Here is a 15,266-nt window from a genome sequence, read left to right as displayed (position 1 = left end):
CCCTGTTGTTTATTGTTACATCTCTTTCAATATATTAGTAAGCTTTGCAAAGTCTTCCAGTGATAGGCTTTCTCCTCTAACTGTAGGTATGAAACCTGCCTTAGAAATTGCCTCGGCAATCTGTTCCTTAGAATAATGTAGGCCATTACTTAAGCCATTTTGTAAAGTCTTTCTTCTCTGATTGAACGAAGCTCTGATTATCTGGAATAAAAGTTTTTCATCACATTCCACTGGTGGATTATTGTGACACTTAAGATTAATAACTGTGCTGGTCACCTTTGGCTGTGGCATAAAACAGCTTGGTGGAGCATCACACACAATCTTTGGATTTGAATAGTACTGAACTGCAAGTGAGAGAGCACCATACTCCTTTGAGCCAGGTCCCTCCTGCATTCTGTCTGCCACTTCCTTTTGAATCATAATAGTGATTGATTCAAGTGGAACATGACTTTCAAACAATCCCATAATAATAGGTGTTGTTATGTAGTATGGCAGATTAGCTACCACCTTAATTGGCTTTCCACCATTTTTTTCTTCAGCAAGCGCCTTTATATCTACTTTTAAAACATCCTGATTAATTACAGTCCAGTTTTTGTATGATGAGAGAGTATCATCCAAAATTGGAATAAGAGTTTTATCAATCTCTACAGCAACAACCTCTCTGGCCTCCTCGCAAAGACGCTGGGTCATTGTTCCGATACCTGGACCAATCTCAAGAACAAAGTCATCCTTTGTGATTCCAGCTGCATCTATAATATTGTCCAATATATTACCATCAATGAGAAAGTTCTGGCCAAATTTCTTCTGAAAAGAAAAGCCATGAGCTTCTAATACAGCTTTTGTATAGGTTGGATTACTTAAATATGCCATTATAAATTCCTTTTTGCTTTTGAATAAATATTAAGAGCGTTTTCATAGGTTATTCGCTCAACATCTGCAACATCCATATTCTTAAGTTCTGCGATTTTATCTGCAACAAAGCTCAAGAAAATAGAAGAGTTGCGCTCTCCACGATGTGGAACAGGTGCCATGTATGGACAATCAGTTTCCAATACAATACTTTCGATTGGAATAGCCTGAACTGTTTCTACCAGCTTCTTGGAATTTTTGAAGGTTACAACACCACCAACTCCTATATACCATCCCATTTTAGTATATTCTAACGCTATTTCCTTAGAATATGAATAGCAATGAATAATTCCCTTTTTATTACTTTGCTTATTATAATCAACAATTGTGTTTAAAGTATCTTCTGCAGCATCACGAGAATGAATTACTACTGGTAAATCTACTTTTTTTGCAATTTCAAGCTGCTTCTTAAACCATTCTCTTTGTTTAGCACGGCCTTCCTCATCCTTTATCCAGTAATAATCAAGACCGATTTCGCCAATGGCTACAACCTTTGGATTAGACGCGTTAGCTTTAATCCAATCAAGATTCTCCTGGGTCATATCATCCATTTCCTCAGGATGAATACCAAGTGCAGCGTAGACATTATCATATTCTTCAGCCAGATTAAGGCTATCCTTACAACCTCTAAAGCTGGCGCCTACATTAACAATATTTCCAATATTATTTTCTCTCAATAAATGAGAAAGAAGTTCGACTCTATCCCCGTCGAACTTCTCATCATCATAATGAGCATGTGTCTCAAAAATCATATTAACAAATCTCCGCTCCGTTAGGCATAGGATTCTCAGGTGTCATGAGTGAGAGATTACCCTCTGCATCCTCTGCACAAAGAAGCATACCTTCTGATAATACACCTGCAAGCTTAGCTGGCTTAAGGTTTACGAGAACCATAACCTTCTTTCCAACCATTTCCTCTGGTGTATACTGCTTTCTTATTCCTGAAACGATCTGCTTTGTCTGAGAGCCAATCTTTACCTGTGAGCAAAGAAGCTTCTTAGAACCCTTAACAGCCTCGCATGCAACAATCTTTCCTACTTGGAACTGCATCTTCATGAAATCATCAAATGTGATTTCTGGCTTAGCCTCGATATCGATACCTTCCTCATCATCAGCTGCTTCTTCTGGCTGTGCTGGATGAAGCTCAGCAACCTTTGCCATAACCTCATCAAGGTCAAGACGAGCGAAGAGAATCTCTGGTGTCTCTGTAACCTTTCCACCGTTTGGATAGTGACCAAATGTAGAAAGCTCATCATAAGGGATTTCCTTTGTACCAATCTGAGCAAGAATCTTCTCAGATGTCTCAGGCATAAATGCCTTGAGGAGAGTAGCACCAATTGAAATACCCTCAACAAGATTGTATAGAACAGTAGCAAGTCTGTCCTGCTTTGCCTCGTCCTTTGCAAGTGCCCATGGCATTGTCTCATCGATATATTTATTACATCTCTTGAAGAGATTGAAGATTTCTGTGATAGCATCAGCAACGCGAAGATCTGCCATCTTCTTTTCAACTGCTGAAACTGTTCCTGTAACTACTGCTTTAAGATCAGCATCAACATCTTCAGCTACACCCTTGTCCTCAACAACACCACCGAAGTACTTATTACTCATAGAGATTGTACGGTTTACAAGGTTGCCAAGTGTATTTGCAAGGTCAGAGTTAACACGCTCAACCATAAGTGGCCAAGAGATAGCACCATCATTTTCGAATGGCATCTCGTGAAGAACGAAATATCTAACAGCGTCTACACCAAAGAAATCAACAAGCTCATCAGCATAGATTACATTTCCCTTTGACTTTGACATCTTGTCATCGCCACCATCTGCAGCCTTAGTAAGAAGCCATGGATGACCAAATACCTGCTTTGGAAGTGGAAGATCAAGTGCCATTAAGAAAATTGGCCAATAAATTGTATGGAATCGGATAATATCCTTTCCGATAAGGTGAAGATCTGCTGGCCAAAGAGCCTTAAACTGGTCTGTAGACTCACCATCGCACTCATATCCAATACCAGTGATATAGTTTGTAAGGGCATCAAGCCATACATATACAACATGCTTTGGATCGAAATCTACTGGGATACCCCATGTAAATGATGTACGGCTAACGCAAAGATCCTGAAGACCTGGAAGTAAGAAGTTGTTCATCATCTCGTTCTTACGTGATACAGGCTGAATAAACTCTGGATGTGTATTGATATATTCAATAAGCTTATCAGCATATTTGCTCATTTTGAAGAAGTAAGCCTCTTCCTTAGCTGGCTGAACCTCACGACCACAGTCTGGGCACTTACCATCTACAAGCTGAGACTCAGTCCAGAAAGACTCACATGGTGTACAGTAAAGTCCTTCATATGAACTCTTATAAATATCGCCCTTATCATAGAGCTTCTTGAAAATCTTCTTAACCTGCTTCTCATGATCCTCATCTGTAGTACGGATGAACTTGTCATAAGATGTGTTCATTAAATCCCAGATGTTTCTAACCTGACCTGAGATATTATCAACGAATTCCTTTGGTGTAACGCCTGCTTCTGCGGCTTTAAGCTCAATCTTCTGACCGTGCTCATCTGTACCTGTCTGGAAGAATACATCATATCCTTCCTGACGACGGAAGCGTGCGATACTATCTGCAAGGACGATTTCGTATGTGTTTCCAATGTGTGGCTTACCTGATGTGTAAGCAATGGCTGTTGTAATGTAATAATTCCCTTTGTTGCCCATTTCTAATAACTCCTACTCTTCAAATATATCATCTATTTTTTCTCCGCAAGCGCTGCAAAATCTTGAGCCATCTTTAACCATGGCTCCACACTTAGGACAGGCCATTCCACCCTTTTTCTGCATGATTTCTTCGGAGATTTCTTTTATTCTAAGGACTACAGCAGTGATTTCCTTTATTTCCTCATTATCCTCGTCCTTATGTTCATCGTAATATTTCTTACCAAGCTTTTCATAAAGCTTGCTTAATTCTGCTTCTTTTATCTTTTTGTCGTACTGAAGCTTGGTCAGGTCTCCTGCATTCTGAGCCATTTTTCCAAGGTCTTTAGTGGTATTAACAATGTTATCTGATAATTCATCAAAAAATCCCATAGGTGACCTCCTTCTCAAAACGTTACAACCCCTTTAAACCTTTTGATTTTAACATAATAGGCCTTTTTTTACCACTATTTAAGGTTTTTAAGCAATCCCGCCATCTCGAATAATAATATATGCTAAATATCCTACATAAAGAGCTAGCATCATTATTCCCTGTATTTTTCCCAGATTCTTCTTGAAAAAGCACATCATCCAAACTACCACAGAAAAACCAACAAGAATCATAATATCAATTGCATTTACAGCCATAAATGTAACTGGTGAGATGGCAGCAGCAGTTCCAAGAATCAACAAAATGTTAAAAATATTTGAACCAACTACGTTTCCAATTGCCATATCAAGCTCATTTTTCTTGGCTGCTACAACAGATGTAACAAGCTCTGGTAAAGATGTTCCGAGAGCTACAATTGTAAGTCCAACAAGTGTTTCTGACATACCAAATTTAAGTGCGAGAGTAGTACAAGAATCTACAACCCAGTCACCGCCAAATTTAATAGCTACAGCGCCACCAATAATATAAACTATGCAGAGCCATGTTGGGAGGTCTACAATTTCTTCCTCAACTTCAACCTCAGCCTCATGAGCTGCAGCTTTTCTAGATTTCTTCGCTGCATTAAGCATAGAAATCAAGAAAATAATAAATGCCACTAAAAGCAATGCTCCATCAATATGTCCTACCTCATATCCAATGATTCCCATTACCATTAAAGCAATTGCACAGATTACTGAAAAAGGAAAATCCTTTTTTATAGTATCATCTGCAACCTCTAAAACAGAGAAGAGAGCACAGCTACCAAGAACTACCATAAGGTTAAAAATATTGGAACCAACTACATTTCCTATTGCAAGCTGATTACTTCCAGCCATTGAGGCTGTAACTGAAACAGAAAGCTCTGGAAGAGATGTGCCCATTGCTACAATTGTCATACCAATCACAAGAGCTGGTACATGAAGCTTTTTAGCAACAGCAGATGCTCCTTCTACAAAAAAATCTGCTCCTTTAATAAGAAATACAAATCCAATTATCAGTAGAATTAATGCTCCCGGCACTGTAGAAAAAAATGTAATCATAATATCCTCCTAAAATCCTAGGGTTATTCCCATTGTATGTTCTAATAAAATTTTAGTTCCAATAAATATAAGAATTATACCACCAATAAGCTGAGCTTTTGCCTTATATTTATCACCAAATATATTTCCTACATAAACTCCGCCCGCTGAAATTACAAAAGTAGTGCACCCAATGATAGTGATTGCACTTAAAATGTTGAAATTCTCTACAAAAGAGAATGTAACACCACAGGCAAGTGCATCAATACTTGTAGCTATCGCCATAAGAGTAAGCTCTTTATAATCAATAGGTGGATCCATCTCATCCACAATATCTTTTTCTTTCCATTCTTTTATTGCATCAACTATCATTTTGCCACCGATATATAAAAGCAAAATGAAAGCAATCCAATGATCATAAGCTTGAATCTTTTTCGCAAATGTGTTGCCTACAAGGTATCCAATCAGTGGCATCAACGCCTGAAAACCACCAAAGAATAAAGCAATGATTAACATCTGCTTTTTGTTAACCTTTCTCATTGCCAATCCCTTACATATAGCAACAGCAAAGGCATCCATAGAGAGGCCCACTCCAATTAGGAATATGTCCAGTAATCCCATAATTTAAAACTCCTTTTACCATAAGCGAGGAACACTTGTATTTTTGCTGTATTTCTTATAGATATATTCGACTATGAAATAACTTACAATACCACCACAGATACCAACACATGTGCCTGCCAATACATCGGTTGGCCAATGTACAAATAAATATAATCTGCTAAGTGCAATACAAGCTGCCAAAACAAGTGCTGGTATACCCAACTTCTTATTTCTTGTAAATATCGCAGTAGCAACTGCAAAACTAGCATTAGAATGACCTGATGGGAAGGAATAATCATGCGGTATTTTAACTAACATCTGAATTTCTTCTAACCAACATGGTCTACATCTCATAATAGATGGCTTTAAGATTAGATTGCATATTATAAATGTAAGAGTGATTGAAATAGTAGCCTGCACTCCCATTTTTCTATTAAAAGGAAAAATTAACAGAAGAGCAGTAACTGCTATCCAAAACCATCCAGCGTTTCCCAAAAAAGTAATCTTAGGAACAATAAAATCTAAAAATGAATTGTGAATACTTTGAAACCAATGAAGTAAATCTAATTCCCAATCGAAATAGAATACTTTTGAACTCTCGATTATAGTTTCCATAAATTATTTATAACTCCTTTATAACAAAATAGTGCTAGGATCATTGCCCCAGCACTTATTATAAATATTAATTGTGTATTCTTATGCCTCAATCTTGCAGAAAGATTTTTTACCCTTCTTAAGAAGGAACTCCTCTGCAAATACTGATTTTTCATATGCTGCAAATGGATCTGCTACCTTTTCACCGTTTACAGATACACCGCCCTGTGTTACAGCACGACGTGCTTCTGCACGGCTGGCAGTAAGTCCAGCAGATACAAGAATCTGAAGGATATCAACCTTACCATCTCTGAAATCTTCAGCTGAAAGAGTATGAGTAGGTACGTTTTCTGAATTAGCACCACCAGCAAAGAGAGCCTTTGATGCCTCGCGAGCCTTATCAGCTTCCTCTGTACCATGAACCATCTGTGTAAGCTCGTAAGCAAGGATATCCTTTGCTTCGTTAAGCTGTGCACCTTCCCAGCTGTCCATCTTCTGAATTTCCTCAATTGGAAGGAATGTGAGCATACGGATGCACTTAAGAACATCTGCATCACCAACATTTCTCCAGTACTGATAGAACTCGAATGGTGTTGTCTTATTAGGATCAAGCCATACAGCATTTCCAGCTGTCTTACCCATCTTCTTGCCTTGTGAATCAGTGAGAAGAGTGATAGTCATAGCGTGAGCGTCCTTACCAAGCTTACGTCTGATAAGCTCTGTACCACCAAGCATATTAGACCACTGGTCGTCGCCACCGAACTCAAGGTTACAGTTGTATTTCTGGAACATGTAATAGAAGTCATAAGACTGCATAATCATGTAGTTGAACTCAAGGAATGATAGTCCCTTTTCCATACGCTGCTTGTAGCACTCTGCACGAAGCATGTTGTTAACTGAGAAGCAGGCACCTACTTCACGAAGTAAATCAACATAATTAAGATCAAGAAGCCAGTCAGCATTGTTAACCATAAGAGCCTTATCATCTGAGAAATCGATAAAGCGCTCCATCTGACGCTTAAAGCATTCTGCATTGTGATTGATATCCTCACGAGTGAGCATCTTTCTCATATCTGTACGTCCTGAAGGATCACCAATCATAGTAGTACCACCGCCGATAAGAGCGATTGGCTTGTTACCAGCCATCTGAAGTCTCTTCATAAGTGTGAGAGCCATAAAGTGACCGGCTGTAAGGCTGTCTGCAGTACAATCAAAGCCTATATAAAAAGTTGCCTTGCCCTCGTTAATTAGTTTTTTAATTTCTTCTTCGTTCGTTACCTGGGCAATCAGGCCACGAGCTACTAACTCGTCATAAATTGTCATTGCATTTCCTCCTTACTTTATTTCAATAGTTAGTAATATTTGATTATAAACAAAAATCCCTCGCCCCCATTACTAGGGTCGAGGGATTTGAAAGAGGTGCCAACCAGATTTGAACTGGTGATAGAGGTGTTGCAGACCTTTGCCTTACCACTTGGCTATGGCACCATATCATATATAACAAGTAAAACGGAGAAGGAGGGATTTGAACCCTCGCGCCGGTTGCCCGACCTACACCCTTAGCAGGGGCGCCTCTTCGGCCTCTTGAGTACTTCTCCAAGTTGTAGGTAATTACTTATTTTGTTCGACGCAAGTGTTATTCTACTAGAGTAATACCCCATTGTCAACAAAAAAATGGGGAAATCTTTTCGATTTCCCCAAGTTTTTTTTCTCAACCTTTAAGTAGTTTTAAAACTAGCGAAATCAGTATTAATTAGCTGACTTTTCTGCATACATGAAATACTTATTCTGATTAAGTGATGTATAAATTCCAGTTACGTTTGGCTTCTGGAGATAAATATCATTGTAGAAGTAAATAGGTACTACTGCATTTGTATCCATAAGCATATCCTCAGCCTCACGCATAAGGTCTACACGAGCTGCAAAGTCTGTTGTCTTATAGATTTCCTGAATCTTCTCGTCATATGCCTTCCAGTCTGGAGCTGCACTGCTAGATCCCTTACCAAGCTGCATGTCGTTGTTACCACCGTTTGATAACCACATCTCAAGCATGTTGATAGGATCGTTGAAGTCTGCAATCCATCCCTCACGAGCGATATCAAACTTACCAGCTTTTCTATCCTCAAGGAATACGTTCCAGTCCTCTGTCTCAATGTTAACCTTGATACCTACAAGAGCCCAATCCTGCTGGATGCACTGAGCAATAGCCTCGTGACCTGTACCAGAGTTTGTCATGTATGTAACTTCAAGAGCTGGACTGATAGAGTATCCACCGTTACCATCTGACTCAAATGTATAACCACACTCTTCAAGAAGGCTCTTAGCCTCTTCAACCTTACCAGCACCTGTTTCCTTAGCATCATAGTAACCGAAATCATCTGCCTCAAATACACCGCCGTTACCATCAGCCATTCCATCTGGAATAAATGTATCAGCTGGAACCTGACCAGTCTGTCCTACAGTATCAACAATGTACTGTCTGTCAATAAGAAGAGAAAGTGCCTTTCTCATCTTAGAAGCCTGATCTGCTGTAAGGTCCTTGAATAAATCAGAGTTTACGTTGAAACCAACATAGTATGTTCCAAGAGTATCAATTACGTGGAACTCAGGGCTGTTAAGAAGTGACTGAATCTCATCGTTTGGTACTGTATCAGCGAAGTCGATATCTCCTGAGTTGTAAGCAGCGTAGATAGCTGTATCATCTGCTGAAAGCATGAACTCAAGCTTCTCAAGCTTAACATCATCAGCTCTGTAGAAGTTAGGGTTCTTCTCATATACCATAGACTCGTTGTGCTTCCACTCCTTAAGAGTAAATGCACCGTTTGATACGAAACCTGGCTCCTGTGCCCAAGCACCTGGCTGTGTTCCATCTGGGTTAGCTGCCTCAACATCTGCCTGGTATACTGGCATGAATGTTGGGAAAGCAAGAAGATCGTAGAAGTATGCACATGGTGCATTAAGTTCTACTTTAAGTGTGTAATCATCTGTTGCCTCAACCTTAAGTGTGCCATCTGCATTAGTTGCGATTGGAGCAAACATGTAAGCATAGTCAGCTGCTGTCTCCTCAGCTACTGCACGATTCCAGCTATATACGAAATCGTTAGCTGTAAGTGCTTCACCATTAGACCACTTTGACTCGATTAACTTAATTGTGTAAGTAAGACCATCCTCTGACATCTCAGGCTCGCCATCAGCAAGAGCTGGTACGAGGTTGTTGTTCTCATCGTATGTGTAAAGACCTACGAATGAGTTAACTGCAAGACATGCACCATCAACTGCAGAGTTGAGTGCTGGATCGAGATAATCTGGCTCAGATGCAAGATTAAGTCTAAGAGTTGTTGTGTCTGTGTCTACAGCTGTAGCTTCTGCAGGAGCCTGCTCTGCAGCTGTGTCAGTAGTAGTTGTGCCTGCGTTCTTATTTCCGCAAGCAACAAGGCTTGCTGCCATTGAAGCAACAAGTAAAACCGCGATAAGTTTCTTTTTCATGCTTCTTTTTCTCCTTTTTTGATTTGATTTTTATCTCAAGCCCGAAAGCTTAAAACCATAATAATCTAAATTTGTGTATTTTATTTGTTCCAACATGCAACAAAATGGTCATTTCCTCTATCAGTAAGAGGTGGCATTTCCTTGGCACACTGTTCTGTCGCATATCTACATCTTGTTCTAAATGGACATCCACTAGGCATCTTAAGAGGACTAGGAACATCTCCTTCAAGAATGATTCTCTGGCTCTTTCTTGCAGTCTCTGGGTCTGGAATAGGTACTGCTGAAAGAAGTGAGAGAGTATATGGATGTACTGGATTATTATTTAAATCATCAGCGTCCGCTATCTCCATGATGTGTCCAAGGTACATAACAGCTATTCTGTCTGAAATATGATGAACAACTAAAAGGTCATGTGCGATGAAGAGATATGCAACTCCGAGCTTTTCCTGCAACTCTTCAAACATATTTACAACCTGGGCCTGAATAGAAACATCAAGGGCTGAAACTGGCTCATCACAAACGATGAATTTTGGATCTACTGCAAGGGCTCTTGCAATACCAATACGCTGTCTTTGTCCACCTGAGAACTCATGAGCATAGCGCATAGCGTGCTCTGCATTAAGACCTACTGTCTCCATAAGTGAAAGGATTTTGTCGCGGCGTTCTCCCTTAGAAGAATAGAGCTTATGCACATCAAGTGGCTCACCGATAATATCCTCAACTGTCATACGTGGATCAAGTGATGAATATGGATCCTGGAATACCATCTGCATCTGCTTACGATATGGATGCATATTTACATCAATCTTTTTCTCACTATCAAATAGAACATCACCATCAAATTCAATACGTCCAGCTGTTGGCTGATATAAACGAAGAAGAGTACGACCAACAGTTGTTTTTCCGCATCCTGATTCTCCTACAAGACCAAGTGTTTCACCAGGCTTAATAGCAAATGAAATATCATCAACTGCCTTAAGGGGTACTGTTCTAAAACCTTCCTTGATAGGGAAATACTGCTTTAAATGTTCAACCTTAAGGAGGTATTTTTCATCACTCATAATTATGCCTCCTTACTTTCATACAAATTTTTTACATTCATCCAGCAGCTTGCCAAATGTGAATCACTGATTCTAAGCTCATCTGGTACTTCCTTCAGACAAATTTTCATTGCCTCATCACAACGAGGGCAGAATGCACAACCCTCAGGCATATTAAGAAGATTTATAGGTGTACCTCCAATTGGTACAAGTTTTTCGTTCATATTATCAGTACGAGGGATTGAACGAAGAAGTCCCTTTGTATATTCATGCGCTGGGCTGTAGAAAATATCATCAGCTGTTCCACGCTCGCAAACACGACCACCGTACATTACAAGGATTTCGTCACACATTGATGCAATAACACCAAGGTCATGTGTAACCATAATGATTGCCATTCCGAGCTTTTTCTGAAGATCCTGCATAAGTTCGAGAATCTGGGCCTGAATTGTAACGTCAAGAGCAGTTGTTGGCTCATCCGCGATAAGAATATCTGGCTCACATGCAAGTGCCATAGCAATCATATCTCTCTGTCTCATACCACCTGAATGCTCATGAGGATACTGCTTTAAACGCTTTTCTGGATCATTAACACCAACTAATTTCAAAAGCTCAATAGCTCTTTCTTTAGCCTGCGCTCTATTTTTGTTTGTATGAAGCATAATTGCTTCTTCAAGCTGATAACCTACAGTAAAAACTGGGTTTAAGCTTGTCATTGGATCCTGGAAGATGATAGAGCATTTACTTCCTCTGAATTTCTGCATCTCTCTTTCAGAATACTTTGTTATATCTTCGCCCTTAAATAGAACCTCACCACCTGTGATACGTCCTGTCTGAGCAAGAATCTGCATAATTGAATAAGCTGTAACTGATTTTCCTGAACCCGATTCTCCAACTATTCCAAGTGTCTTTCCTGGCTCTAAGTTAAAGCTTACGCCGTTAACGGCTTTGACCTCACCTGCATCTGTAAAAAAGCTTGTATGGAGGTCTTTTACTTCAAGTACATATTTTGAATCTGACATAATTACCTCCTAAATTAATCAAGCTTTGTATCGAATGCATCTCTAAGACCATCGCCTAAGAGGTTGAGTGCAAGTACGATTAAGCAAATAATAACTGCTGGAATTACAAGTCTTGCTGGATAAGACTGCATACCACTTCTTGCATCATTGGCAAGTGAACCAAGTGATGTAAGTGGAACTGAAACACCAAGTCCTAAGAATGACAAGTAGCTTTCTGTAAAGATAGCACTTGGAATCTGAAGGGCAGTGGTAATAATAATTACTGACAAGCAGTTAGGTAAAATATGTCTTTTTAATATCTTTGCATTAGATGTACCAATACATCTTGCTGCAAGAACATACTCGTTATTCTTAATTGTAAGAATCTGACCTCTGATAAGACGGGCCATACTTACCCAGTAAAGAAGACCAAATACGATAAACATAGAAATCATATTTGAACCAAGTGATGAAAATACTGTTCCAGCAAGCTTTCCTGATAAATTTTCATTAAGTACAACTGAAAGAAGTATGATAATAAGCATATCTGGAAGAGAATAGATGATATCAACAATTCTCATCATGATAAGGTCTACTTTTCCACCAAAGTAACCTGCTATTGAACCATAAATGATACCGATAATAACAACCATGATAGCTGCGACTACACCAACTGCAAGAGATACTCTTGTACCGTAAATTACACGGATAAAGTAGTCTCTACCAAGACCATCAGTACCAAAAATATGTGGGAATAAATCCTCACCCGTTTCATTCATATAATTCAGCTCTTTTTGTGAATACATAAAGAAGCCAAGATTTGCACTACCTTTATCTCTTACACCATTTACCGCAATAATCTGATCATATTTGTAAGGAACAATATGTGGTGCAACTAAAATAATCAAAATTATAAGCGCAAGTACTACAATACTTGCCATAGCAAGAGGGTTCTTGCGAAGTCGTCTCATACCATCCTTAAAAAATGTAGTAGACTCACCCATTACGTCCTGCTGACGCTTTTCCTCATCTGTCGCTTTTTCAAAATTTGCTGCGCTGAATTTTGAAAGATCTACCTGAGCTGACAGGAGGCTTTTCTTCATTTCTTTATTATCCAATTTCTTAATTCCTCCTAATCAAGCTTAATTCTAGGGTCAACCATCTTGTAAACAATATCAGTAAGTAAGTTTGCAATTACCATAAGGATTGCAAGGAAGATTGTTACTGCCATAATAGTTGTGTAATCTCTGTTAGTAATTGATGTTACGAAAGTTGAGCCAAGTCCACCAATAGTAAAGATATTCTCTACTACCATCGAACCAGTTAAGATGTAAGCAACCATTGGTCCTACATATGTTATTACTGGAATAAGTGCATTTCTAAGGGCATGAAGGAAAATAACCTTAACCTTTGAAACACCTTTTGCTCTGGCTGTTCTAACGTAATCTTGATTAAGAGCATCCAACATACTTGTCTTTGTAAGACGAGTAATATATGCCATTGGATATACTGAAAGTGCAATTACTGGAAGTGTGTAATTTGGATCAGATGATGAGAATACTGGGAACCATCCTAATTTTAAACAAAATACCAACAGCAGAAGAGTAGCCAACACGAATGACGGCATAGCTGTACCCAAAGTTGTAAAGAAAATGATTAGTCGATCCGGTAATTTGTTTCTTGTAAGAGCGGCGATTGCTCCTAAAATGATTCCAATTATGATTGCGATAATTGCTGCTCTACCTCCAAGCTTTGCAGAAACTGAAAACTTAGATGTCATATCAGGCCAAATTGCACGACCTGTTTTAAGAGATACACCCCAATCTCCATGAAGAAGATTATTCATGTAAAGAGTGTATTGTTCACCTAACGGTTTATCCAAGTTATATCTCTCCTCGAGAGCCTTGATTACCGCTGGGTCTGTAGCCTTTTCCTTATTGAAAGGGCCTCCTGGAATAGCGTTCATTGCGAAGAAAGTTATCATTGTAATTATCCAAATGGACACTATAGCCAGCAAAATTCTTTTTGCGATGTACTTTGCCAAAACATTAAACTCCTTTTCTATATTTCTTTCTTTTATATTTGACTAAATTCTTTGATAGCTGTTTCATATAGATTATTTCCTTCACTGTCTATTACAACAATTACTGGAAAATCCTCTACATATAGCTTTCTGATGGCCTCTGCACCAAGGTCATCGTAGCAAACTACCTCAGAACTTTTTATGCATTTTGATAATAGGGCACCTGCACCTCCAACAGCTGCAAAATATACACCTTTATTTCTTACTATGGCTTCAATGACCTCTGGCGTTCTTTTGCCTTTTCCTATCATTGCTTTCATCCCAAGGTCTAAAAGTCTTGGTGCGTACTTATCCATACGACTGGCAGTGGTAGGCCCTGCTGAACCTATTGGTCTACCTGGTCTGGCAGGTGATGGTCCCATATAATAAATTGTGCAATTTTCAATAGGTATTGGAAGTTTTTCTCCCTTGTTAAGAGCTTCGTTCATGCGTCCATGAGCAGCATCTCTGGCCACATAAATCTCTCCTGAGATGTAACAATAATCTCCCGAATGAAGTGTAATAGCCACTTCTGATGTGATTGGTGTAAATATTTTATGCTCCATTATAGTTTCCTCGTAATATGTCTATTTACATGACAGCAAATATTAATTGCTACTGGCAAACCCGCAATATGGGTTGCATAGGTATTAATATTTACTGCTAGAGCAGTAGTAGTTCCACCAAGTCCGCCTGGGCCTATGCCAAGCTTATTTATCTTTTCAAGCATTTCGTCCTCTAATTCCTTTACCCAAGGTATATCTGGACGTGCTGAAAATTCTCTTGTAAGTGCCTGCTTAGCCATAAGAGCTGATTTTTCAAAGGTTCCTCCGATTCCTACACCTACCACCATTGGAGGACAGGCATTTGGACCAGCATCACTTACTGCTGTAAGGATTGCATTTTTAATTCCTTCGATTCCATCTGCAGGCTTCAACATAAATACTCGGCTCATATTTTCAGAACCAAATCCTTTTGGAGCAAGAGTGATTTTAAGTCCATCTCCAGCTACTAAATCATAGTGAATAATTGCCGGTGTGTTGTCTCCAGTATTAACTCGCTCAATTGGGTCACCTACAACTGATTTTCTGAGGTAACCTTCTGTATATCCAAGTCTGACTCCCTCGTTAATAGCATCAGTTAAAAGTCCACCTTCTATGTGTAACTCTTGTCCAACCTCAACAAAGAATACGGCCATTCCAGTATCCTGACAGATTGGTATCTGTTCCTTATCTGCTATAGTCAAGTTTTCTTGAAGCTGGGTTAAAATTTTCTTACCGAGCTCAGATTTTTCGGTATCAACTGCTTTTTTTAATGCTAAATTCATATCTTCTGAAAGATAATGATTAGCCTGAATACACATTTCTTTTACGGTGTCTCGTATAATCTCTGTCTGTAAATTCTTCATTAAATTGCCCTGAT

The 15,266-nt window shown here is 39.1% G+C and carries 15 protein-coding genes and 2 tRNA genes; all 17 read right to left on the bottom strand.

Annotated features, from left to right (window positions below):
* Window positions 1-15: 15 nt before the first annotated feature.
* Window positions 16-870, bottom strand: a complete 855-nt coding sequence (rsmA, locus tag BUA88_RS12125; protein ID WP_072918409.1) for a 16S rRNA (adenine(1518)-N(6)/adenine(1519)-N(6))-dimethyltransferase RsmA — start codon at window positions 868-870, stop codon at window positions 16-18.
* Window positions 870-1,661, bottom strand: coding sequence for a TatD family hydrolase (locus BUA88_RS12120; protein WP_072918406.1), 792 nt, complete (start codon window positions 1,659-1,661; stop codon window positions 870-872). The genes rsmA and BUA88_RS12120 overlap by 1 nt, the downstream gene beginning before the upstream one ends.
* A 1-nt stretch (window position 1,662) precedes the next feature.
* Window positions 1,663-3,633 (bottom strand): methionine--tRNA ligase, encoded by a 1,971-nt coding sequence (metG, locus tag BUA88_RS12115; RefSeq protein ID WP_072918403.1) that lies wholly within the window; start codon window positions 3,631-3,633, stop codon window positions 1,663-1,665.
* Between the two features lie 12 nt (window positions 3,634-3,645).
* Entirely contained in the window at window positions 3,646-4,002 is a 357-nt protein-coding gene (locus BUA88_RS12110) for a zinc ribbon domain-containing protein (protein WP_072918400.1), read from the bottom strand.
* A gap of 87 nt (window positions 4,003-4,089) precedes the next feature.
* The gene (locus tag BUA88_RS12105; RefSeq protein ID WP_072918397.1) at window positions 4,090-5,079 is read right to left on the bottom strand and encodes a calcium/sodium antiporter; all 990 of its coding nucleotides are present in this window, start codon (window positions 5,077-5,079) and stop codon (window positions 4,090-4,092) included.
* A gap of 9 nt (window positions 5,080-5,088) precedes the next feature.
* On the bottom strand, window positions 5,089-5,679 hold the full coding sequence (locus BUA88_RS12100; protein ID WP_072918395.1) for a manganese efflux pump MntP: 591 nt from the start codon (window positions 5,677-5,679) through the stop codon (window positions 5,089-5,091).
* Window positions 5,680-5,694: 15 nt separating this feature from the next.
* A complete protein-coding gene (locus BUA88_RS12095) occupies window positions 5,695-6,276 on the bottom strand; it encodes a phosphatase PAP2 family protein (RefSeq protein WP_072918393.1) in 582 nt (193 codons plus the stop codon).
* A gap of 81 nt (window positions 6,277-6,357) precedes the next feature.
* Window positions 6,358-7,578, bottom strand: coding sequence for a tyrosine--tRNA ligase (gene tyrS / locus BUA88_RS12090; protein ID WP_072918390.1), 1,221 nt, complete (start codon window positions 7,576-7,578; stop codon window positions 6,358-6,360).
* A 94-nt stretch (window positions 7,579-7,672) separates the two neighbouring features.
* Window positions 7,673-7,743 (bottom strand) — tRNA-Cys (locus tag BUA88_RS12085).
* A 22-nt stretch (window positions 7,744-7,765) separates the two neighbouring features.
* Window positions 7,766-7,853: transfer RNA gene (locus BUA88_RS12080), tRNA-Ser, on the bottom strand.
* 151 nt (window positions 7,854-8,004) lie between these two features.
* Window positions 8,005-9,741 (bottom strand): peptide ABC transporter substrate-binding protein, encoded by a 1,737-nt coding sequence (locus tag BUA88_RS12075; RefSeq protein WP_072918388.1) that lies wholly within the window; start codon window positions 9,739-9,741, stop codon window positions 8,005-8,007.
* Between the two features lie 80 nt (window positions 9,742-9,821).
* On the bottom strand, window positions 9,822-10,802 hold the full coding sequence (locus BUA88_RS12070; RefSeq protein WP_072918386.1) for an ABC transporter ATP-binding protein: 981 nt from the start codon (window positions 10,800-10,802) through the stop codon (window positions 9,822-9,824).
* A gap of 2 nt (window positions 10,803-10,804) precedes the next feature.
* Complete coding sequence (locus BUA88_RS12065) at window positions 10,805-11,803, bottom strand: ABC transporter ATP-binding protein (protein WP_072918384.1); 999 nt, start codon at window positions 11,801-11,803, stop codon at window positions 10,805-10,807.
* 14 nt (window positions 11,804-11,817) lie between these two features.
* Window positions 11,818-12,885 (bottom strand): ABC transporter permease, encoded by a 1,068-nt coding sequence (locus tag BUA88_RS12060; RefSeq protein WP_072918450.1) that lies wholly within the window; start codon window positions 12,883-12,885, stop codon window positions 11,818-11,820.
* Window positions 12,886-12,914: 29 nt separating this feature from the next.
* Entirely contained in the window at window positions 12,915-13,826 is a 912-nt protein-coding gene (locus BUA88_RS12055) for an ABC transporter permease (protein ID WP_072918381.1), read from the bottom strand.
* 32 nt (window positions 13,827-13,858) lie between these two features.
* Entirely contained in the window at window positions 13,859-14,410 is a 552-nt protein-coding gene (locus BUA88_RS12050; RefSeq protein WP_072918379.1) for a Fe-S-containing hydro-lyase, read from the bottom strand.
* Window positions 14,410-15,252: a fumarate hydratase gene (locus tag BUA88_RS12045; RefSeq protein WP_072918377.1), complete on the bottom strand. Its 843-nt coding sequence runs from the start codon at window positions 15,250-15,252 to the stop codon at window positions 14,410-14,412. Before BUA88_RS12045 ends, BUA88_RS12050 begins: the two co-directional genes overlap by 1 nt.
* Window positions 15,253-15,266: the final 14 nt, after the last annotated feature.

This window comes from Pseudobutyrivibrio xylanivorans DSM 14809 (genome assembly GCF_900141825.1).
Classification (GTDB): Bacteria; Bacillota; Clostridia; order Lachnospirales; family Lachnospiraceae; genus Pseudobutyrivibrio; species Pseudobutyrivibrio xylanivorans.
This window is presented reverse-complemented; position numbering and strand designations above follow the sequence as displayed.

Bases quoted from the DNA above. Each gene is read 5' to 3' on its own strand.
- BUA88_RS12060 (WP_072918450.1), bottom strand. From the start codon at position 12,885: ATGAAGAAAAGCCTCCTGTCAGCTCAGGTAGATCTTTCAAAATTCAGC.
- BUA88_RS12070 (WP_072918386.1), bottom strand. From the start codon at position 10,802: ATGAGTGATGAAAAATACCTCCTTAAGGTTGAACATTTAAAGCAGTAT.
- BUA88_RS12095 (WP_072918393.1), bottom strand. From the start codon at position 6,276: ATGGAAACTATAATCGAGAGTTCAAAAGTATTCTATTTCGATTGGGAA.
- BUA88_RS12110 (WP_072918400.1), bottom strand. From the start codon at position 4,002: ATGGGATTTTTTGATGAATTATCAGATAACATTGTTAATACCACTAAA.
- tyrS (WP_072918390.1), bottom strand. From the start codon at position 7,578: ATGACAATTTATGACGAGTTAGTAGCTCGTGGCCTGATTGCCCAGGTA.
- rsmA (WP_072918409.1), bottom strand. From the start codon at position 870: ATGGCATATTTAAGTAATCCAACCTATACAAAAGCTGTATTAGAAGCT.
- BUA88_RS12075 (WP_072918388.1), bottom strand. From the start codon at position 9,741: ATGAAAAAGAAACTTATCGCGGTTTTACTTGTTGCTTCAATGGCAGCA.
- BUA88_RS12100 (WP_072918395.1), bottom strand. From the start codon at position 5,679: ATGGGATTACTGGACATATTCCTAATTGGAGTGGGCCTCTCTATGGAT.
- metG (WP_072918403.1), bottom strand. From the start codon at position 3,633: ATGGGCAACAAAGGGAATTATTACATTACAACAGCCATTGCTTACACA.
- BUA88_RS12120 (WP_072918406.1), bottom strand. From the start codon at position 1,661: ATGATTTTTGAGACACATGCTCATTATGATGATGAGAAGTTCGACGGG.
- BUA88_RS12065 (WP_072918384.1), bottom strand. From the start codon at position 11,803: ATGTCAGATTCAAAATATGTACTTGAAGTAAAAGACCTCCATACAAGC.
- BUA88_RS12050 (WP_072918379.1), bottom strand. From the start codon at position 14,410: ATGGAGCATAAAATATTTACACCAATCACATCAGAAGTGGCTATTACA.
- BUA88_RS12105 (WP_072918397.1), bottom strand. From the start codon at position 5,079: ATGATTACATTTTTTTCTACAGTGCCGGGAGCATTAATTCTACTGATA.
- BUA88_RS12045 (WP_072918377.1), bottom strand. From the start codon at position 15,252: ATGAAGAATTTACAGACAGAGATTATACGAGACACCGTAAAAGAAATG.